The sequence below is a fragment of the Sphingobacterium multivorum genome, from assembly GCF_039511225.1.
Taxonomy (GTDB): Bacteria; Bacteroidota; Bacteroidia; order Sphingobacteriales; family Sphingobacteriaceae; genus Sphingobacterium.
Genome location: NZ_CP154261.1, coordinates 1,932,877 through 1,953,287 on the forward strand (window position 1 = coordinate 1,932,877; position 20,411 = coordinate 1,953,287).

Here is a 20,411-nt window from a genome sequence, read left to right on the forward strand (position 1 = left end):
CTGAAAAAAAAGCTCTGCACTAAACAGGTTAAAGTATACGACGAATATACTTAAATAATTGGCGATTCGAAGGCTGTGCTCAGAAAATTTGTTTGCTTTTTTTTTGTGGAAAAATCAGACGACTATGGGGCGTTGCTTTCGGGAGTGTGCTGGCGAGTTCGGTGTGGCCTGATTCATTTTATTCGATAAAAAATGGGTCGGTAATTAGATGATAAATTTCGTCGTCTTTTTTTTGCTTGTACTTGTTGAAGATGTTGGCGGGGACGGTTTTCTCTCGTATTTTTATTGATGACAAAATGTCTCTTTTTTAATTTGGGCATTGCACCATTCGTCTGATATTTATCCCAATTCCTGCGACAGACAGCCGGTTTTTATTATTTATTTTTTTATGCAGAATTTACTTTAAAAAAGCGATTTTTGTAACATATAAATTTTGTGTAGATGTAGGATTTTTAAATTGATAGGAGATATGGAAGAACTGGAAATGCAGGTGAATCAAATAGAGCAATTGATAGCAAGTGGAGATCTTGTTGGGCTGGAAGAATTTTTGAATGAATTAAATATTTCAGAAGTAGAGGAGCTGATTGATGAGTTGCCCGAACATGGTTCACTGTTTATTGAATCGTTAAATTTGAATCGTGCAGTTAACGTATTTCGTATTCTGGATTTCCCTACGCAAAACCGGATTTTTAAGAAGCTTTCTAAAGCGAAAATTAGCGCATTAATTAACGAGTTGCCCCCCGACGATCGGACTTCTTTTTTTTCAGAAATGAAGGACGATATTAAGCATTTGATTTTACTGTTACCACCTAAAGATCGTGTTGAAGCATTGGCTTTGCTGGGCTATCCAGAGGATAGCGTTGGACGCCTTATGACACCCGATTATATTACCGTAAAGGAGCATTGGAGTATTGAGCGTATATTGGGACATATTAGACGTTATGGAAGAGATTCGGAGACGATAGATGTACTATATGTGATTGATGGAAATGGGAAGCTGGTTGATGATATTCGGATTAAAGATGTGCTGATGGCGGAGCCAGATAGAGTCGTTGGAGATTTGATCGATCATCGGCTGATCTCGCTGAATGCTTACGATCCCCAGGAGGAAGCGATCAACATCTTCCGGATGAATAATCGCGTGGCCTTGCCTGTTGTCGACGAACAGGGGGTTATGTTGGGGATTGTGACTGTGGATGATATTCTTTGGGTGGCAAACGAGGAGTACACGGAAGATATGCAGCGTATTGGGGGAACGGAGGCTTTGGATGAACCTTACCTGGATGTGTCGATTAAGAACTTGGTCAAGAAGAGAGCTGGATGGCTTATTGTGCTTTTTCTGGGGCAACTTTTGACAGCTACAGTGATTGAGCATTTCGAGGAGCAAATGGCAAGTGCGATTATGTTGTTTGCACTGATGCCTGTTATTATATCCAGTGGTGGGAATAGCGGTTCGCAAGCCTCAACACTAATTATTCAAGCGATGGCTTTAGGGGAAGTTACGTTGGGGGACTGGTGGCGTGTGATGCGAAGAGAGATTTTGTCGGGTTTACTGCTGGGACTTATTTTGGGGGCTTTGGGCTTTATAAGGATTATGGCATGGCAATCTTTTGCGCATAGCTATGGTCAGTATTGGGTGTTGGTTGCATTAGTTATCTCTTTGTCCTTGGTTGGTGTGGTCCTTTGGGGGTCGTTGATGGGGTCTATGTTGCCTTTTGTGATGAAACGACTTGGGGCCGACCCAGCGAGTTCTTCAGCGCCCTTTGTATCGACATTAGTCGATGTAACAGGTTTGCTGATTTATTTTAGTGTGGCCACGCTAATTTTGAAAGGTGTGCTGCTTTAATCGTACGCAATTTCCGATATTGTTCGTTGATCCACTCATGGCGATTGAAGGTAAAAGAAGGATAATGTTGGTTTAAGTGCTGAAAAGGGGATTTTGTGGAGCTGTTTGAAAAAATAAAAATAAATTATTCTAATTGGAATTTAGGAAGTTGTAAAAAATGTGCTCAAAAAATTTGTAGTATTCTAATAATCTTCCGATACTTGCATCACGGAAACGCAATAGGGTCTCCGGAAAAATTGAAAAACACTCCTGAATAGCTCAGCAGGTTAGAGCATCTGACTGTTAATCAGAGGGTCGCTGGTTCGAGCCCAGCTTCAGGAGCAATTTAATAACTTACATAACCGGGGTTTTTAAAATATTCAATTTTTCATTCCTGAATAGCTCAGCCGGTTAGAGCATCTGACTGTTAATCAGAGGGTCGCTGGTTCGAGCCCAGCTTCAGGAGCAACAATGCAAATATTTTATTTGCAAATAATATTAAAATGTACTACTTTTGTACACTCTATGAGAAAGGAATTTCTCGAAAAATAAATTCCTGAATAGCTCAGCAGGTTAGAGCATCTGACTGTTAATCAGAGGGTCGCTGGTTCGAGCCCAGCTTCAGGAGCAATATTGAAACCGGCTTTACGCCGGTTTTTTTGTTTACCATGCTTATTAAAAAACTATGAGTTTAGTAATTATTGGTACGGTGGCTTTCGATACAATAGAAACACCGTTCGGTAAAACTGACAAAATTCTAGGTGGTGCCGGTACATTTGCGAGTATAGCGGCATCCTATCTATGTGATCAAATCAAATTGGTCAGTGTTGTTGGGGAGGATTTTGGAAATGACAATCTTGATCTTATCAGAAACCGTGGTGTAGACGTTACAGGGGTTCAGGTGATCACTGGTGGGCAAACTTTTTCTTGGTCTGGCAGGTATCATAACGATATGAATAGCCGTGACACCCTGGCTACAGACCTAAATGTATTGGCTGATTTTGATCCCATTATTCCCGAAAGTTACCAAGATTGCGAGTATCTTCTCTTGGGTAATCTTACACCTCAAATACAATTGACAACATTGGAGCGCTTGGTACATAAGCCTAAGCTGGTTGTTCTGGATACCATGAACTACTGGATGAATGTTGCCATGGAAGACTTAAGAAAAGTGCTTCTCAAGGTTGATGTTTTAGCCATCAATGATTCCGAAGCAAGGCAACTATCAGGAGAGTATTCGCTGGTTAAAGCTGCAACAGCCATTTTAGCAATGGGCCCTAAATATTTAATTATCAAAAAAGGTGAACACGGCGCGCTTCTTTTTGGAGAGAACCAGATTTTTTCTGCCCCAGCACTACCACTAGCAGATGTGTTTGACCCAACTGGCGCAGGGGATTCCTTCGCTGGAGGTTTTATTGGCTATCTTGCCAAAGTAAAAAGTATAAACTTTACAAACATGAAGAATGCGTTGATTTTTGGTTCTGCCCTAGCTTCATTCTGTGTGGAGAAATTTGGAACAGATCGTTTGGTTGATCTTACCGAAGAGGACATACAAAAGCGATTGAACGCTTTTGTTGCCCTATCTCAGTTTAATTTATAGTCATTGATCTTTCAGTTTTCCGACGATCTGAAATTTTGAAAATACGGATGCTGAATGAGGGGCTTCTTGGAGCTCCTCAGTTAGATCTTGTCCGGCCCAATGTTCGTAATGCATTCCGTTTTTCCAAAGTCTGCTTTCTCCGACATCATAGATAAATCCGCGATAAGCAATCCAGATCTGTGGTTTGTCCTGACCATTACGTAAAGCCAGTTGGCTTTTGCTATATTCCGATAATTCTTCCGCCATTCGTTATTGTAAAAAGGCGAAGATAAAAAAACTAGGCTACTTTATAGGCCGATAGTGATCTTTTCATTAATTTTCTAGCAACATGTATTCTTGTTTTTACCGTTCCGATGGGGATATTTAAATGTTCCGATATCTCGTGGTATTTAAAACCTTCGAAGTACAATGAAAAAGGGATGTAATATTCTTCGGAAAGACTAGATAAAGCTTCATGGATGTCTTCCATGACAAATTTGCTTTCGCCCTGATTTGAGGAAGCGGATAATAGGAGGTTAGCGTTAGAAATATCCTCGTCTTTCGTAATGAAAGAGTTGGTTTTCACAATACGTCTATAGTTGTTAATAAACGTATTTTTCATGATGGTGTAGAGCCATCCTTTCAAATTGGTTCCTTCTTTGAAATTTTTAAAATAGGTTACAGCTTTCAGGATCGTGTCCTGAACGAGATCGTTGGCATCTTCGTAATCACTGGTAAAATTTCTGGCGTAGAGTTTTAATGAGTCCGATTGCTCAATAACCATGGTGTCAAATTCATTCTTTGTCATAGCTTAATGAATTATAACTGTTCTTTTTACAAAACAGTACGTTTATAAATGCGGTTCATTAAGTATGAGGCAAAAAATGCGCCAAAAATGGCAAAATTAGATTTGTTAATATAATTTTAAGATTATTTTAAGCAAAGCAAACGTGTGTGTAAGCTAACTTTAAGTAAATAAAATTAGCTGAAAGTGATGTTTTGCTAAGGTGAAGCTTGTTTTTCTTTTGCTTTCAGATTTAAAAAGAGTAAAAATACTTTTTTTAAATCTTTACAGTAAATTAACTTCGCGCTCTAGCCTAATGCCGAATTTGTTTGCGACATCACTTATAATTTGTTCCGATAGATTATAAATTTCCTGTCCTGTAGCGTTTTGTCTATTTATTAGTACAAGTGCCTGATTTTTCCATACACCTGCTTGTCCATATTCTTTTCCTTTCCAACCACATTGTTCTATTAACCATCCAGCAGCCAATTTTGTTTCATTATTGGGCATTGGATAATGCGGTATTGTAGGATATTCTTTTTGAAGAGGTTCAAAAGTCGATGCTGTCACTACTGGGTTTTTAAAGAAGCTACCTGCATTTCCCACTGTACTTGGGTCAGGAAGCTTTTCTACGCGGATTTTGGAGACAATGGTTGCAATGTCGGCAATGCTTGGGTTTGTTATGTTTTCTTTGGCGAGTTCGGCTTCTATTGCACCATAAGTTGTATTGATATGGGCTGTTCGGCTAAGCTTGTAAGTTACCTGGGTAATGATAAACCGTCCTTTGTGTGCTGTTTTAAAAATGCTGTCGCGATAGGAGAAATCGCAATCTTCCTTTTTGAATGTTGTAAAGTTGCCGGTATGCGTATCGAAAGCCTGACATTCGTAAAAGACATACATCAACTCGGTCCCATAGGCACCGATGTTTTGCACAGGTGAAGCACCAACAGTGCCGGGAATAAGGGCCATGTTTTCAATGCCGGCGTAATTATGTTCGATACAATACCAAACGAAGTCGTTCCAGATTTCTCCTGCTTGCGCAGTGACATAGACGTCATCGCCATCAATTTTTGACTGTATGCCCTTGCTGGTCATGCGGATAATATAGCCGTCGAATGCTTTAGTGAAAAGGACATTGCTACCGGCACCAAGAACAAAAAAGTTCTCCTTAAAAATATCGTTTTTAAAAATTTCGGTCAATGTTTCATTGTCATTCACTTCGATTAGAAAATTTGTCTTTTCTTCAATCCCAAACGTATTGAAAGCTTTTAAAGATATATTCGATTGAATGTTTAACTTCATATTGACTTTAGTTTTCAGAAATTCAAAAAAATCAGCTATCTTTAGCATGATAATCGGTAAAGATAGTATAAACCGTTTATTTAACGATAAAAAATATAAGTTTAATGGGTAATGCAGATGTAAAAAGAATCAAAATTCTAGAAGCTGCGACAAGGCGCTTTGCACATTTTGGAATGGCTAAGACAACGATGTCGGAAATAGCCAAGGATCTCAATTTCTCAAAAGCATTGCTCTATTATTATTTTCCGGATAAGAATAGCTTATATTCTGCGGTTTTCGAATATGTCATCGACAAAATGATCGAGGACCTAGAGGATGTCATTGGAAAGGGGGGGGACTTTGAGGAGATTATGATGTACTCCATTGATATGCGTGTTAAGATCATCAATCAGTATTATAATTTATTTGAATACACCATGAAGATGGTCAAAGAGCTTCCGGACGAGTTGGAGCAGGTGTTCAAAGAGTCATATCTTCGTGAAGTAGAAATTATTGAGAAGATTCTCAAGATTGGTATCGATGCCGGCGAGATACAGGTTGAAGATATCAATGAAACTGCACGGATTCTTCTGTATTCCCTATTCGGCATGCGTATGGGCATATTAAAGGATATGAAAAACATGTTGTTTCCAACAAAAGAAGAATTCGATCATATTCTTAGTTTACAGAAGAAAATGATGAAAATCTTCTTAAATGGTTTACGTTTTCAAGTTGTTAAGTAAGTGTTGAGCGGATATGTCCGATAATCTGTTTGGCATGAATTCGTGAATTTTCAATGAACCAAAGGTGGGTATTTAACCCACCGCAAACGACGCCTGCCAAGTACATCCCAGCTACATTTGTTTCCATTGTTTCTTCATTATGGCTGGGAATACAAGGTGCCTCTTCAGGAATATCAATTCCGATTCTTTTTAAAAATTCAAAATTTGGGCGATAGCCGGTTAAAGCCAGTACGAAATCATTATCGAGTTCGACAATACCATTTGGTGTTTGGATATGTGCAGTAGTTGGAGTAACTTCTGTTAAGCTGCTGTTATAATACACATCGATTTCACCAGCAGCGATTCGATTTTCAATATCAGGTTTTACCCAATATTTTACCCGGCGGCTGATTTCGCTGCCGCGAATCACCAAAGATACGTGCGCTCCTTTTCGGTAGGTTTCAAGCGCTGCATCGATGGATGAATTACTGGCGCCGACAACGATCACCTTTTGGCTGCTATAATAATGTGGATCATCGTAGTAATGCCTCACTTTTGGGAGTTCTTCGCCTGGGATATTGAGCAACATCGGTATGTCATAAAAACCTGTGGCGATAATGACTTTCTTGGTTAAGTACATGCTTTTGCTGCTGCTGACCCGGAATTCCGTGTCCTCTTTCTTAATTTCCAGTACTTCTTCAAAAAGATGGGTATCCAGTGCAAACTTTTGCTGTATACGTCTGTAATATTCCAAAGCCTCCATGCGTTTGGGCTTGGGGTTGGTTGTCACAAAAGGAATATCACCTATTTCTAGTCGTTCGGAGGAAGAGAAGAAGGTCATATTCTGAGGGTAATTATATAATGAGTTGACCAAACAGCCCTTTTCAAGAATAAGATAATTTAAATTTGCTTCCTTGGCTTCTAAGGCGCAAGCTAAGCCAATTGGGCCGCCGCCAACTATAATCAGGTCGTACCGTGTTATCGTATCGCTCATGGTATAAATGTCGAGAATTTTAAAGAATAAATCAGCTTAAAGCTTTAGACAGTTCATTTTCTGACATTGCTGTGCTTTTTGCGTGAAGGTCCTGGACTATTTTATGCAGGTCCTGTGCAATTTTATTGAGAAAGTCCAGCTGTTCACTCAATAGCTGTCCATCAACTGAACTGACATCTGTATTCGCAAATTGGTCGTTGGGAATTTCGATTGTCAAAGGAACAAATGCATCGACGCTATCGGCAGAATGAAGCAGTTGAATGGACTGCTCTAAGGCGCCTAATATTTTTCGGATCGTCCGGACATGGTCCTTATTGATATAATTATTATCCATTTCGTCGAGATGGTTCATTAAAGTCACCGAAAAAGAAGCTAGGATATGGTTGAATATGACGAATTTGTTGACTTCCTTGCTATATTTTTGACGTTTCTTGGGTTCTGTAAGCATACGTTGGAAAGTGGAACCCATGTTGGCTGTTTCCACATAGACTGCCTTGCGCGTTAGTTTGTATTCTGTGATGGAAGGCGCTTGACCTGCAATTTCTTTTAATGCCTGAAAGATGTAATTGTAGTTGGCAATGAGTAGCTTTCGCATGGATTCCTTGACTTGCATGCTCTCCCAATTTGGAAAAATAATATAACTGGACAAGAATGCAATCATGCCCCCGATAAAGGTATCCAATATGCGCTCTTTCGTGACGTCTAGTGTATTGGCGCTGACGAAGCTCAGCATAATTAATACATATGGGGTCATAAAAAGTACGGCAATGACATAATTGACCCGGAATAAGCTATATGCCGTCAGAAAAAAGAATACCAGGAGAACGAAAAGAACAGTTGGGTCATGGATGGTTAGCAGGATGAGGGCTCCGATGAGTCCACCGATCGTGGTACCGATTAGACGTTGGATATTTCTCTCCTTTGTGAGCCCGAAGCCAGGTTTTAGGATAACCATGATAGTCAGGAGGATCCAGTAGACATTATTTGTGATATTGGTGACCTCAAACACGTAATAAGTGACCGACATGACAATTGCCATGCGGCAGGCATGTCGAAAGATGGTGGATTTTAGAGTAAGATTTTCGCGGAACTTCTTAAAGTCAATTGCAGAGCTTTGAACAAAGCGTTTTGCGTCGTCAATTTCTTTGCGTTTGACATCGTCTGGTTGTAGATGCGAGTAACCATAGATATTTTTGATCCGGCGAACCAGATCACGCAAATTGATCAATACCTTACGTAAAGCAAAGGTACTAAACTCTTGATTTTTATCAAGTTGATCGATTTTACTATGAAGACGACTGAGATCCGAATCGAAATCGTATAGTGGCTTTGGCTGCGTATTTGTGTTAAGCTGATAGGCTAGATTATCAAGCTCATTGGTATATTTTAGGATCACGTTTTTGAAATCTTCCAAGATTCCGGTCGGACCAAAGCGTTCGCTGATGGTGTTGTAATCATAGTGCGCCGCCATACTTTGCTCAAAGAGATCGACAATATCGTTGAAAACGAGGGTTAAATAACGTCCCACCTTTGTGGTGTCTTTAATTGATCGTTTACTTTGAAACAATACATCCCGTAGGTTTTCCTGATGCTGATTGACTTCAACTTGTTTGTCGATCAGTTTGAGGTAGTTTTTATCATTATCAATTTTGGCATCGTAAAAATTAGCTTTTAGCCGGATGTAATCAGCCACATAGCGAATTGTTTCGGATAGCTCCTGTTCGGCGAGCCTATAAGGACGCGCTTGGGTGATGGAAAGACTAATGGCGATATACCATAGACCGCCTAATGTATAGAAGCCTAAATAGTTGATGGCTTCAGCAAGAGGATAGTGAATCTGCACATGGATCAACATCATCAGAATACACATAAGGCCTACGTTGGCGGCCCTGCTATTGAATACTGCAAACATGGCAAATATAAAGCAGGCTACGCCGATAAAAATTGCCAGTAGATAGACATTTTGATTAACTATATTGGTTAAAATAAAAGTTAACGTCGTCAAAATCGCACCCGCAATCATGCCTTTCCTTCTATGGCTAGGTGCTCCGGGCGTATCGGAGAGACCTACCAATAGCGCTCCCAGGGAAACAATGGTTCCATTGGTAAATTGCCCGATGGTTGCAAAGATTAGGACAGGCACAATACATCCGATGGTGATTCGGAGTCCATCCGCAAAATATTGGCTATAGAAAAAACTTTTTATTTCTTGTGTCTGTTTCATAATGTATAGTACAAACTTAGATAAATTGCTTTTCATATTAAAAACAATTGTTCGGCTATGTTTGCCCTTTTTAGTACGGATGATCGCGAGATAGCTGTTCCATTCCTGTCAGATTAGGGATGGTTCATTTTGTAGCGGGGCTTAACAGGATCAGGTTTTCAAGGTCTTCCTTGCTATACTGCATTGCATTAATGTGTTAAAAACGAAAATTTACCAAAAATTTGTTAGTATGTTTATAATATTTTAATTGTTTTTTTGATTAATTTATATTTTTTTATTTGTTTAGGTATAATATTGTTATATTTGGAGCCATAGGGTAATTTCAGAGACATTACAAAATTTCAAGAGTCACCTAAACTCTCTTGACCACTTTCAAAGATTTAAATATGAAGCAAAGTAAAAATGAAGCCGTCTTTCAGGACGAGGTATTGACACGCTTTGAGCTTTTCAAAAGTTTGTTTTTAACATTGCCATTTCAACGTGTTAAAGATACAGGTACTTTATTACCATTTTTTGCAAAGCAATGTGAAAAGGGTGTGGATCAGCATTTAACTCCTGATGAGATCATAAAGAGTTTCTTCGATCAGCATGAGGAATTTTCTTCGGAAGAGCAACGGATTGATTTGTTGTTTCGATTTGTTCAATATATAGAGCGTCAGGTTGTGTTATTTGATGCGATCGAAGATTCATCCTTTCAGATGGTGGGTCGTGGCGATGACGAAAATGTCTTAGGGGCATTAATAAAAAATGCCGAAGGCAGCGATGATATGCGCCGTAAGATCGTGTCAAAATTGAAGGACTTTTCTGTACGTCTTGTCTTAACAGCACATCCTACCCAATTTTATCCGGGACCAGTATTGGGTATTATCAACGACCTGATTGATGCAATCAAGACCAATGATATTCATAGTATACATTTATTGCTACAGCAACTGGGTAAAACGCCTTTCATCAATAAAAATAAACCAACCCCAGTGGATGAGGCGGCGAGCTTAGCTTGGTTTTTGGAAAACGTATTTTATAAGGTAGCATCGGAAATTCAGTCCTTTATTGATGATGAACTGGACGTGGATACCGAAGAAGTCAAACAATTGATTGAATTGGGCTTTTGGCCTGGAGGTGACCGTGATGGTAATCCCAACGTAAGTGTTGATAGCACCAAGAAAGTTGCCGCATTGTTACGTACTATTTTGTTTAGATGTTACTATAGGGATTTTCGTATCGTTAGACGCCGCATTACTTTTAGAGGTGTGGAGGAATATATGGAAAACCTTCAAACATTGTTCTACGAAAACAGTTTTAATCCGGTGGAACATCCAGCAGACGAAACTGATACTATTATCACAAATCTGAAGGCAATCAAAAATGTTTTGGAGGAATATCACAATGGGCTTTTTGTAGAGATCGTTGATGATTTGCTCCGCAAAGTGATGACTTTTGGTTGTTTCTTTACGACGCTGGATATCAGACAAGACAGCCGCATTTTACGTGAGGCTACCAATTATCTGATTCAACATAATCAGGAAGAGACTGGGATGCCGTTGGATTATCTGGAACTAGGTGAAAATGATAAACAAAAAGCATTAAAATTCAAAGAACTTGACTTGACGGTAGGCGAGGATGCGGATCCGTTGACGAAGGATACATCTGGTGTGATAAAATTATTAAAGGAGATTCAACGTTCCGGTTCTGAGCGAGCTGCGCAACGCTTTATCATCAGCAATTGCCAACAGGCAAGTGATATCCTGGGACTGCGCCAATTATTCTTGTGGTCTGGATGGAAGAAGGATGCTTTAACGATCGATTTTGTACCCTTGTTTGAGACCGTTGATGACTTGACGAGAGCAGCGGACGTGATGAAAACCTTGTACAGCAATAAGGAGTACAAGGCACATTTGAAACGTAGAGGAAACAAACAGACCATTATGTTGGGCTATTCAGACAGTACCAAAGACGGTGGATACTTGATGGCAAACTGGTCGATTTATCGTGCAAAAATCGAACTTACGGCAATATCACGCGAATACGATGTCGATTTGGTATTTTTTGACGGTCGTGGTGGACCTCCCGCACGCGGTGGTGGTAAAACACAACGTTTTTATGCATCTATGGGCAAGGAGATTGCCAACGATCATATTCAATTGACAATTCAAGGACAAACAATCAGTAGCCAGTATGGATCCTTAGATACGGCACGATTTAATATTGAGCAATTGTTGCACGCTGGAATTATTTCCGATTTGAAACAACGTGTGGGCGATACCTTAACCAAACATCAACAGGAGATCATTGATAAGCTGGCTGAGCTGAGCCATCATAAGTTCATGGATCTACGCACGAACGAATTGTTTTTACCTTATCTGGAAACGATGTCGCCATTGAAAGCGCTATCGTCGATCAATATTTCAAGTAGACCTGTAAAACGTAACTCAGGCCGTGAATTGCGATTGGAAGATTTGCGGGCGATTAGTTTTGTAACTTCATGGAGCCAGCTGAAACAAAATATTCCTGGGTTTTATGGTGTCGGAACAGCATTACAATGGGCTGAAAAAAATAACCTTTGGAAAGACGTGCAGCAATTGTATGTGTCATCCGGATTTTTTCAAACATTGATCGACAATTGTATGATGTCGATGACAAAGTCCAACTTTGATATTACAGCATACATGAAAGATGATCCTATTTATGGTGACTTTTGGAAAACTTTGTATGCCGAGTACCAAATAACAAAAGAATATCTGTTAAAGCTGAGCGGAACCTCAAAATTGATGGAGAACTATCCTGTGGATCGAGAGTCTATTTTAGCGCGCGAGGGAATTGTATTACCGTTATTGGTTATACAGCATTTTGCGATTCGTGCATTGAATTCGGATCAGCTGACCGATGCACAACGTGAAGATTATTCGAAATTAATAGCACGTACAATCTTTGGCGTGGTGAATGCCGGAAGAAATGTTGCGTAATTTTTCTTTCTTTTCACGGATAGGGTTTCGGAGAACATATATTTTATCTACTTTTGTATAGTTAACAAAATTGATATGAAGATTAATAAGTTATTTATTGTTGCGGCTTGTGCGGGTACATTATTTGCATCTTGTGGTCAAACAGCTGCAGATAGACAGCGTCAATACTCTAATGCATCCTTAGCGGATGGTGATGCCTTTGCAATGATTAAATTCGTTGGCGAAAATGGAAACTACTTGGTAAATCTTGCCGATGTAGCTGCAAAACAATCTACCTCAGCAGAGGTGAAAAATGTAGCCGCAAAGATTAAAGAAGCTTACGCAACAGTGCTACCAGAATTGGACAATTTAGCTAAAGAATTGCATGTTGGCGATGCGCAACGTGGCGTGCCTGCATTTCAAGTTCCTGCTTCAATTGGTTCGGACAGTACAGCGGCATTTAACGATAAAGCATTTTTAGCGCTAGTAGTTGAAAAACAAGGTGAGATCAATACAAGATTGTCTCATGAAGAACTCAATACAAATAAGGATGTTATTCACCTTTCAGAGGAATCTTTGAAAAAAGTGGAAGAGATCTACAAATTAGCTGGCGGTAAAGTTGAAGAGCACCATCACTAAGAAATAAGATAATAGTAGGAAAGGAGTATTCATCAAAATGAATATTCCTTTTTTTATGATTTTTTGTTGGCAATAATAGATTTTTGTACGGAATTGTGCTAATAGTGAGTTTAGGTAGGATGCTCGATCTGTATCTCGACTCAGTTATTGCTAGTGAAATGATTTTGTCAGGAAATCCGTTGTTATTTTTGATAAAATGGGAATTTTAGTTATTGTACGACATATCGAATGTTTTGTAGGCAAGAATTCCCTGTAATAATGGTTTGTTATTTGTTAAATTAATGATAACTTAACGTTTATATAACACAGTTCTTAATAACTGTGTTTATTTTAGCGTAATTTAATGAAATCGTATATAAAGTGAGATACGCCGCAATAGATATAGGCTCCAATGCAGTCCGTCTTTTGATAGCTGACATTATTGGACAGAAAGACCAATATAATTTTAAGAAAAATACACTGTTACGTGTTCCACTTCGTTTGGGGGATGATGCGTTTATTCATCAGGAAATTTCACCAAGGAAAGCTCAGAGTTTGATTAAAACGATGAAGGCTTTTCGGGAGTTGATGGATGTTTATAACGTGGAGGATTATATGGCCTGTGCAACTTCGGCCATGCGCGATGCGCGAAATGGAGCTGACATTGTTGCGGAGGTCAAGAAAAACGGTATTAACATCGATATTATAGAAGGGGCAAAGGAGGCGGAGATTATTTACAATAGCCATTGGGATAATAAGATGGAAAAGGACAAAGTTTACCTTTACATTGATGTCGGTGGCGGTAGTACAGAATTATCGTTATTTGCCAATGGAGTTTTGGTTAATTCCAGGTCCTTCAACTTGGGCACAATCCGTATCCTCGACAATCAGGACAAGGCAGAGACCTGGGATGAACTGAGGGAATGGGTACGTAGCAATACGCATATGTATAAGCAAGTGGTTGGTATTGGTACTGGCGGCAATATTAATAAGCTTGCGCGCCTTTCCAATGAAAAATTGGATAAACCATTATCCTATGCTAAATTAAAAGCCGTGTATGAGCATTTATCTTCATTTTCTCTGAAAGAACGTATTATCTTATTGGGTTTAAACGAAGATCGTGCCGATGTCATTATTCCTGCAAGTGAGATTTTTCTGACGATTATGAAGCATGGTCGTCTAAAACAAATCATTGTTCCAAGGGTTGGGCTTGTCGACGGCGTAATTAGAACCTTGATCAATAGGAATTTAGTAAAATAATGCTGTAAAAAGCGATTTTCGACTTGTAAAAGAGCGAAAAATCTTTATTTTTGTGATACCAAAGATGAATATGAGCCCAGGTGGCGAAATTGGTAGACGCACCATCTTGAGGGGGTGGCGCTCGCATGGGCGTGGCAGTTCGAATCTGCTCCTGGGCACTTTAGCAGACAACTCTTTAAAATCGAGTTTTGTCTGCTTTTTTTTGAATTTAATTCGTTGTTAATCAAATAGATATAGGGATCAAGCAGACTTCTTGGGGGAATATCAAAAATTTCCTAGTTTAGCATCTTTAATACAGATATCCCTTGCAAGACGCCGAACGTAAATTACTATCGCTATTGATGCCCGAAGGGCTTTTAGAATACTTTCAGATTTTAGAAGTCGATCAGGTTGACAATCAACTCCACATTTATTTAGACGAGCTTAATATTTCTCCAACAGGCTATGAGAACAGCAAGCTGGAGTCAAAGGGCTTTATGCCTTCTACAGAGATTTCCGACTTTCCCATTAGAGGTCAGAAAGTGGATCAAGCTGAATTGTTGGGGAATAGTAAAAATTTCCTAGTTTAGCTTCTTTAATATAGCTAACATTGCAAGAGGCCAAACGTAAATTACTATCCCTATTGATGCCCGAAGGGCTTTTGGAATATTTTCAGATTTTAGAAGTCGATCAGGTTGACAATCAGCTCCACATTTATTTAGATGAACTTAACATCGCTCCAGCTGGCTACCAGAACGACAAGTTGAAGTCCAACAATCTTTGTTCGATATTTTTTTCTTTTCCTTTTGTCTAAAACCTCCTGGAACTTTGTTAAACGTAGATTCCGAAATAATAGCCTCATGTTGTCTCTTTGCAGTGTATTCTTCTTCTCCTTCATATTCAGGAACTACAATTCGTCCACAATACACGGGATTTTTGATACATTTCCAAAAATAGGCTTTACAGATATCTAAACCTTTCTCTCTCTTTAAGGTGAATTTGCTGAGTGTTGAAAAATTCCCTTCGATAGTTCTTCAAAAGCCCATTTAATTAATGATGCATCAGGTTCTTTTAACTCAATGGACTTTTTCCCATGTTCATTTAACCAGTTTTTATAACTTACAGGTGTTGAACCCATCCATCTGCCTTCTTTGTGTGCTCTTCTCATGCCATTTCTCGTATCCGAAATTTACACTCAAACTCAATTATTGCAAATTCCGAAGTAAATTGGTTCTTCCCCAATTTTAGAGGGAATTTTATCCTATTGATCTTGTGTTGTGTATTCAAATTTTAGTGAATGCATCAAAACTTGTTTTTTCGGATGATGAAGATGTCAGTAGATAACCAACTAGATATACTGAAAAACTATGTGCACAGCACTATCCGATCTGCCGCCTGTCCGAACCGCTACATTTCTTTGGAAAGAATCCTAGCTATTACACCTGGAAAATCGCAGAGCTTACAGTCATTGGTAAAACTTCCATGACTATTCTTGGCCCTCGTAAGCTTTACTGTAATCAAGACGAATATCCGTTTAAAATATTCACCGAGCGGTTGGATAGTAATTTCCAGCCATATAAACGAAGAACTTAGCGTCTGGAAAGTAAGATTAGGTAAATAGGGCTTCTTGCCGGCTGAGGACTTGTAGAGCAGGTCTGTCGCATATTGTCGATGTCCATGAGCGATCCTAGGATTGATTGAAAAAGGGATTTTTTACCAAGAAGAGGTGTAACTTCTATTGAGATATACGACTGAGTTAATAAAGAACGAAAAAGTATAGCAGAATCCAAGTCAATCTTTTTACATGGAAAGTAATAGATTTTTTACGGGTCAGCATAATTTCTTTACAGCATTTTGAGCAGGATATAGAGAATTTATTGGATGTTTTAAGTTGAAAATTTCTTTAATCGTTTGCGTCTTTTTTAATGTACTAATGAGTTTTTAATAAACCAATATGAATTATTTTTATTTTTTGGGGACAATTCTATTTCTGAGCCGTTTGCCATAATAAAAGCCTTCAAATTATGAAAAGATTTTCTCTGACCTTATTTTCCCTGTTTATGCTCGCCTCGCGGTTAAGTGGCCAGAGTATTATTCGAAGCCAGTATGAGGACATACAGACAGATGTTAAGCATTCTACGGGTCTCGTAAATATCAATGTTCCTCTTTTTTCGATTCAGGAAGGACATCTCAATATTGGCATCGGTGCTAACTACACCACTTCCGGGATCAAGGTTGGGGATATTTCCTCGCCGATTGGTTTAGGCTGGTCCTTAGGTGGTATCAATTCCATTGTCAGAATAATGAAAGGTATGCCAGATGGCATTGGTAAAGGCAGAGATTATACTGTTTTACAAAACAGCAATGATGTCCAAAATTTCAAGGATGCGGTTAAAGATGATCTTCTGGATGGTGAATCTGATGTGTTCGCCCTGAATTTAAATGGTAAGTCATTTAAATTTGTTGTCCGCAACAATGCAACATCAAAAGTCGCCATACTTTTGGAAAAAAGTGATGTGAGGATTGAACTCAAATCAAGTAATGGCGCAGTACAAAAAAATCAGGAAATAGACTATTTTGAGGTCACAGATACAGATGGCACGATCTATACATTTAACGAAAAAGAATTTGAGGCCGAGATAGATAACAAAAATAACTTTAACACGTCCAATATTAAACCTGGAATCCCATCGCAATGGTATGTAAGCGAAATAAAAAGTGCTTTTGGAGAAAAGATTACCATCTTATATAATTCTTATCTGGTCACAAAAAAATCACTTGCAGAAAATACGTTAAGGTACGGGCGTAGCATTGCAGAATGGGGAAAGGATGAGAGTTTACTAGCACAGCTCCATTCGTCAAATTATGCTGCGGTGCTTACGGAGTATGATAAGGTGCAGAATTATTTCGACCAGTTACAATGTGCAGAACGCTTTACAACGCAAGAGCTGGACAATACAATTGCACAATACAGAGATTTACTTTTTTTTAATCAAAATGTCCTTGTAAACGATTTAAACAATTCCAAACTGTCCGCTTTGGAAAAGCAAGATTCCTATCTTAATTATGTCAGAAATAATTCCAATGTATTGTACGAAACGAAGATGTCCAATTTGGTCAGTAACTTACAGAGCCTTGAATCCTCGAAACAGGTCCGTGCCAACGAATATTTATTTGCCTCTTCTGCATTACAGGCCGCCCAGTACCAGCAAAATCAGTTAATGCGGGAATTGTATAGTACCGCGACTTATGTCCCTGTAGATATTTGGATGTTTGAGGGCGAGAACTTCCTTTTGAAAAAATATCCCCTTCTGATTGTTTCAAAAAACCATTTGCTGAAATTTTCATATAAGTCCTATGATCAGGAGAAAAAATACCAACCCGTTTTAGATCAGATTGTCCTCACAGACTGGGAGAATACCAAAATTGATTCTATCAATTTCCAATATAGCTACTTATCTGATCAAGGTGACCATATGTGCTCAAAAAAGGTTTTCCTGAAAAAAATAATAAAAGGAAGCAAAACGGGACTTAACATGCCGTATTCCTTTGAATATTATCGGGAGAATCATAATTTGGAGGATTATAAGCAAGATTATTGGAATTACTATTGCAATAATATCGGTGGTCTCACCCCTGATCTTGATAATAATCATAGCTATGGTCTGGTGCCCTATTTCGGTTATAATATTGCGCCGGGACTTTCCTATCTGAAGTTTTTTACTTCCATTTCAGAAAACGATTATGCGAATTTTTCAAAAGGAAATTCAGGAGTAAACCGAGAACCGGACTCAGCATATGTAAAGTCTTTTTCGTTGAAAACCATTACCTCTCCACTCCAAGGTAAAATGGAATTTGACTACGAAAGTAATTCACTGCAATGTAGCGGTATTATGAATAGCGGTGGTATGCCAATTATTCCGTCGAAAAATACATTGGGCGGGGGTATACGGATTAAAGCGATAAAATACTTTAATAAGGATAAATTGGTACGCCAGCGGAGGTTTACCTACGAATTTAATCAAACTAGTACAGCTTTTTATATCAAGAAAAATAAACGGTCATTTGATATGTCGGTCAATTATACAGGTATGCCTGAGAGCGATAATTATCGCATGTCCGAACCTTTTGATTTTAGTCCTGCATATTTTACATCGAGTAATAATGACTTGTTTTATACGTATGTTGAAGAATCCGAACCGGGCAAAGGCAAGATCGGTTATCGCTTTTTGGATTTTACAGCGTCCGATTCAATATATCCCTATTGGCTCGAAGATCTGCTTCTTTCCAGAACGATATTTGATGATTCGGGAACTGTTCTAAAGATTGAAAAAAAGCGCTACCTTCTGGCCCAGAATGATCTTGTACCCTATGTCAACTCGAAGTATCTATCTATGTTTGATTTTGATGTACGATTCGCCTTTAACGGTATTATAGATCAATATAGACCTTATCCATATAAAAATATCTATAAAAATCAGTTTGGTTCAAGTTATGAAAACAGGGATGTCGGATATGGCTTTAATCCCTATTTACAGGTCTATATGAGAAATATTCAGCCAAGGCTCAATATGATAAATAATATGCCAAAGAATTATACCCTCAGGGCTGGGGGCAACGTATCTCTTTCTGAGAATGTTGTCTGGCAGGCTAATGCAGGCCAAAATATGCCACTAGAAATCAATGGGTATGACAATGTCAGCCTTTATTCCACAACAATATTGGGTAGTGGTCTGGAAAATAGAATGAAGTACATTTATAACGGAAGTTCCAAAGTACCTGTTGGGGAAAAAGTAGAAGCTGAAAATGGCGATCGGTATTTTAAAAAGCGGAAATTTGTACGGGACTTTGTCAGCAATGTCTCACCACTAATTGATAGCTTAAAAAGACAAAATAGGTTATTTGATATTGTTGAGGAACAGAATTGGGTTATGCCTTCTGGGACAGCGACCTGGAGTTATATGAGTGGAAATATTCAGACTTTTCAGAATATAAAATATGATACCGAATTTTTAAAGAATGTAATCCTACCTATTTCTGTGAAAACAGCAATGCTTGCTGGGCCCATCGCAGCTGCGGAAGTGGGTGAAGTTAATCCTGAAAATAACCTGAATAACTATAATGCACTGAATGAGCCCACCAGTGCTAATTTTCAAAAGACCGTGGATCATTATTTTTATGTAAGTCCTTTTGGAGTGAGGAGCAGCGGTTCGGTTTCTAGCAATGAAGTCAAAAAAGCCTCGATTGAAGATCTTTCTTTCACTGTTTCCATTGAAGGAGCAAACGGTGATGAAGTCTTTTATTCTGACGGAATTCCTAATACGAGGAGAGTTCGCAGGTCGTTAAATCCAAGTGAAATTAATGACAGCAACTTTGGATCTATGTTCGAGCTTCCAAACTCAATTGACAAGACAGAAATATTACAGTGGATTATTAAAAGAAACGAGTATTTAATTGATAATGGTTGGGGGGATTTTAATAATATTTTAGGATCAATGACAGATTTTTTGAAATCTGCAGTCAGATTTGATAATTTAGATTCGATCCTTGCAAAATATCCGCTGGCCGAGTCAAAGTATTCTGAGGCCGGTCAAAATTCCGCGGAATTTGATGACTTTTACGGTGGTGAGATCACATTTGGTGGATATTTGACTGATTTGTTCTCCAAGGTAGTCTATCCCCTGCGAAATAATTTATATCCCTCAGGTTTATGGTATTCGAAAAACGGTGGTTTATACCTGTCAACTTTAAATGGTAAGTTGGACTACCGAAAGAAATTGGATGGTTTTAAAAACTTAGGAAGGCCAGTTCAGTTCATTTCTGCGCAGCCATTTTCAGGCGTTAAACTGAACTTTTATCAGGGAGAAAGCCAACGGTACCAGCTCAGCCTAAATTCATCACCCATGACAAATGGACTTTACGGCACAACTGTCGATCTGGCCACAATAAACAATTTTTTACAATTTACTGATGTCGAATTTGACAGCCATATCAATAAGGAATTGATTCTGATGACGCCAGTAGGCGTTAACTTTTGGGTTCAGCTATTTGATCTAAAAGGTAACATGATCAAACAATACGATACCCGGGGAGAATTTACGTATTACACGTATGACGAATTGGGAAGACGGGTTACGACATCTGATTCGAAGGGTAATATAACGGGTGCGACTGAATATAATGTAAGAAAATGATTTCCTGAA

16 protein-coding genes and 4 tRNA genes are annotated in these 20,411 nt (G+C 38.8%); 13 read left to right on the top strand and 7 right to left on the bottom strand.

Going from position 1 to position 20,411, the window contains the following annotated elements; genetic code table 11:
• The first annotated feature begins 469 nt into the window (after positions 1 to 469).
• The 5 genes from mgtE (at position 470) to AAH582_RS07930 (ending at position 3,425) form a co-directional block, all read left to right on the top strand.
• Positions 470 to 1,846, top strand: coding sequence for a magnesium transporter (gene mgtE / locus AAH582_RS07910; protein ID WP_046671907.1), 1,377 nt, complete (start codon positions 470 to 472; stop codon positions 1,844 to 1,846).
• A gap of 247 nt (positions 1,847 to 2,093) precedes the next feature.
• A tRNA-Asn gene (locus AAH582_RS07915) sits at positions 2,094 to 2,167 on the top strand.
• A gap of 50 nt (positions 2,168 to 2,217) precedes the next feature.
• Positions 2,218 to 2,291 (top strand) — tRNA-Asn (locus AAH582_RS07920).
• Positions 2,292 to 2,379: 88 nt separating this feature from the next.
• Positions 2,380 to 2,453: transfer RNA gene (locus AAH582_RS07925), tRNA-Asn, on the top strand.
• A 57-nt stretch (positions 2,454 to 2,510) separates the two neighbouring features.
• A complete protein-coding gene (locus tag AAH582_RS07930) occupies positions 2,511 to 3,425 on the top strand; it encodes a PfkB family carbohydrate kinase (RefSeq protein WP_046671908.1) in 915 nt (304 codons plus the stop codon).
• Here AAH582_RS07930 and AAH582_RS07935 read toward each other — a convergent pair whose 3' ends face one another.
• The 3 genes from AAH582_RS07935 to murB all read right to left on the bottom strand — a co-directional run bounded on the left by AAH582_RS07935 (position 3,426) and on the right by murB (position 5,490).
• On the bottom strand, positions 3,426 to 3,671 hold the full coding sequence (locus tag AAH582_RS07935) for a cytochrome b5 domain-containing protein (protein WP_046671909.1): 246 nt from the start codon (positions 3,669 to 3,671) through the stop codon (positions 3,426 to 3,428).
• Positions 3,672 to 3,702: 31 nt separating this feature from the next.
• On the bottom strand, positions 3,703 to 4,212 hold the full coding sequence (locus AAH582_RS07940) for an RNA polymerase sigma factor (RefSeq protein ID WP_046671910.1): 510 nt from the start codon (positions 4,210 to 4,212) through the stop codon (positions 3,703 to 3,705).
• A 261-nt stretch (positions 4,213 to 4,473) separates the two neighbouring features.
• On the bottom strand, positions 4,474 to 5,490 hold the full coding sequence (gene murB / locus AAH582_RS07945) for a UDP-N-acetylmuramate dehydrogenase (protein ID WP_084823041.1): 1,017 nt from the start codon (positions 5,488 to 5,490) through the stop codon (positions 4,474 to 4,476).
• Between the two features lie 104 nt (positions 5,491 to 5,594).
• Here murB and AAH582_RS07950 point away from each other — a divergent pair, with 104 nt between their 5' ends.
• Entirely contained in the window at positions 5,595 to 6,212 is a 618-nt protein-coding gene (locus AAH582_RS07950; RefSeq protein ID WP_046671912.1) for a TetR/AcrR family transcriptional regulator, read from the top strand.
• On the opposite strand, the gene AAH582_RS07955 is transcribed toward AAH582_RS07950, so the two are convergent.
• Positions 6,205 to 7,185 (bottom strand): YpdA family putative bacillithiol disulfide reductase, encoded by a 981-nt coding sequence (locus AAH582_RS07955; RefSeq protein WP_046671913.1) that lies wholly within the window; start codon positions 7,183 to 7,185, stop codon positions 6,205 to 6,207. The two genes, AAH582_RS07950 and AAH582_RS07955, sit on opposite strands and share 8 nt — an antisense overlap.
• Positions 7,186 to 7,216: 31 nt before the next feature.
• A complete protein-coding gene (locus tag AAH582_RS07960; protein WP_343321760.1) occupies positions 7,217 to 9,409 on the bottom strand; it encodes an FUSC family protein in 2,193 nt (730 codons plus the stop codon).
• A gap of 386 nt (positions 9,410 to 9,795) precedes the next feature.
• On the opposite strand from AAH582_RS07960, the gene AAH582_RS07965 reads away from it, so the two are divergent.
• From AAH582_RS07965 to AAH582_RS07990, 6 genes are all read left to right on the top strand, one after another.
• Positions 9,796 to 12,372, top strand: coding sequence for a phosphoenolpyruvate carboxylase (locus AAH582_RS07965; RefSeq protein ID WP_046671915.1), 2,577 nt, complete (start codon positions 9,796 to 9,798; stop codon positions 12,370 to 12,372).
• A gap of 75 nt (positions 12,373 to 12,447) precedes the next feature.
• Positions 12,448 to 12,990, top strand: a complete 543-nt coding sequence (locus AAH582_RS07970; protein ID WP_046671916.1) for a hypothetical protein — start codon at positions 12,448 to 12,450, stop codon at positions 12,988 to 12,990.
• Positions 12,991 to 13,350: 360 nt separating this feature from the next.
• Positions 13,351 to 14,229 (top strand): exopolyphosphatase, encoded by an 879-nt coding sequence (locus AAH582_RS07975; RefSeq protein ID WP_046671917.1) that lies wholly within the window; start codon positions 13,351 to 13,353, stop codon positions 14,227 to 14,229.
• Positions 14,230 to 14,303: 74 nt separating this feature from the next.
• Positions 14,304 to 14,387: transfer RNA gene (locus AAH582_RS07980), tRNA-Leu, on the top strand.
• 147 nt (positions 14,388 to 14,534) lie between these two features.
• Complete coding sequence (locus tag AAH582_RS07985; RefSeq protein ID WP_343321761.1) at positions 14,535 to 14,798, top strand: ISAon1 family transposase N-terminal region protein; 264 nt, start codon at positions 14,535 to 14,537, stop codon at positions 14,796 to 14,798.
• Between the two features lie 20 nt (positions 14,799 to 14,818).
• The gene (locus AAH582_RS07990) at positions 14,819 to 15,022 is read left to right on the top strand and encodes a hypothetical protein (protein ID WP_343321762.1); all 204 of its coding nucleotides are present in this window, start codon (positions 14,819 to 14,821) and stop codon (positions 15,020 to 15,022) included.
• Here AAH582_RS07990 and AAH582_RS24845 read toward each other — a convergent pair.
• Both AAH582_RS24845 and AAH582_RS07995 read right to left on the bottom strand, forming a co-directional pair.
• Complete coding sequence (locus AAH582_RS24845; RefSeq protein WP_430459043.1) at positions 14,937 to 15,236, bottom strand: recombinase family protein; 300 nt, start codon at positions 15,234 to 15,236, stop codon at positions 14,937 to 14,939. The genes AAH582_RS07990 and AAH582_RS24845 overlap by 86 nt on opposite strands.
• Positions 15,197 to 15,376, bottom strand: a complete 180-nt coding sequence (locus tag AAH582_RS07995; RefSeq protein WP_343321763.1) for a hypothetical protein — start codon at positions 15,374 to 15,376, stop codon at positions 15,197 to 15,199. Before AAH582_RS07995 ends, AAH582_RS24845 begins: the two co-directional genes overlap by 40 nt.
• Before the next feature lie 856 nt (positions 15,377 to 16,232).
• On the opposite strand from AAH582_RS07995, the gene AAH582_RS08000 reads away from it, so the two are divergent.
• Complete coding sequence (locus AAH582_RS08000) at positions 16,233 to 20,402, top strand: RHS repeat domain-containing protein (RefSeq protein ID WP_343321764.1); 4,170 nt, start codon at positions 16,233 to 16,235, stop codon at positions 20,400 to 20,402.
• The last annotated feature ends 9 nt before the right edge of the window (positions 20,403 to 20,411 follow it).

Coding starts and splice junctions, on each gene's coding strand:
- AAH582_RS07950 (WP_046671912.1), top strand. CDS start 5,595: ATGGGTAATGCAGATGTAAAAAGAATCAAAATTCTAGAAGCTGCGACA.
- AAH582_RS08000 (WP_343321764.1), top strand. CDS start 16,233: ATGAAAAGATTTTCTCTGACCTTATTTTCCCTGTTTATGCTCGCCTCG.
- AAH582_RS07930 (WP_046671908.1), top strand. CDS start 2,511: ATGAGTTTAGTAATTATTGGTACGGTGGCTTTCGATACAATAGAAACA.
- AAH582_RS07960 (WP_343321760.1), bottom strand. CDS start 9,409: ATGAAACAGACACAAGAAATAAAAAGTTTTTTCTATAGCCAATATTTT.
- mgtE (WP_046671907.1), top strand. CDS start 470: ATGGAAGAACTGGAAATGCAGGTGAATCAAATAGAGCAATTGATAGCA.
- AAH582_RS07935 (WP_046671909.1), bottom strand. CDS start 3,671: ATGGCGGAAGAATTATCGGAATATAGCAAAAGCCAACTGGCTTTACGT.
- AAH582_RS07965 (WP_046671915.1), top strand. CDS start 9,796: ATGAAGCAAAGTAAAAATGAAGCCGTCTTTCAGGACGAGGTATTGACA.
- AAH582_RS07995 (WP_343321763.1), bottom strand. CDS start 15,376: ATGAGAAGAGCACACAAAGAAGGCAGATGGATGGGTTCAACACCTGTA.
- murB (WP_084823041.1), bottom strand. CDS start 5,490: ATGAAGTTAAACATTCAATCGAATATATCTTTAAAAGCTTTCAATACG.
- AAH582_RS07970 (WP_046671916.1), top strand. CDS start 12,448: ATGAAGATTAATAAGTTATTTATTGTTGCGGCTTGTGCGGGTACATTA.
- AAH582_RS07955 (WP_046671913.1), bottom strand. CDS start 7,185: ATGAGCGATACGATAACACGGTACGACCTGATTATAGTTGGCGGCGGC.
- AAH582_RS07940 (WP_046671910.1), bottom strand. CDS start 4,212: ATGACAAAGAATGAATTTGACACCATGGTTATTGAGCAATCGGACTCA.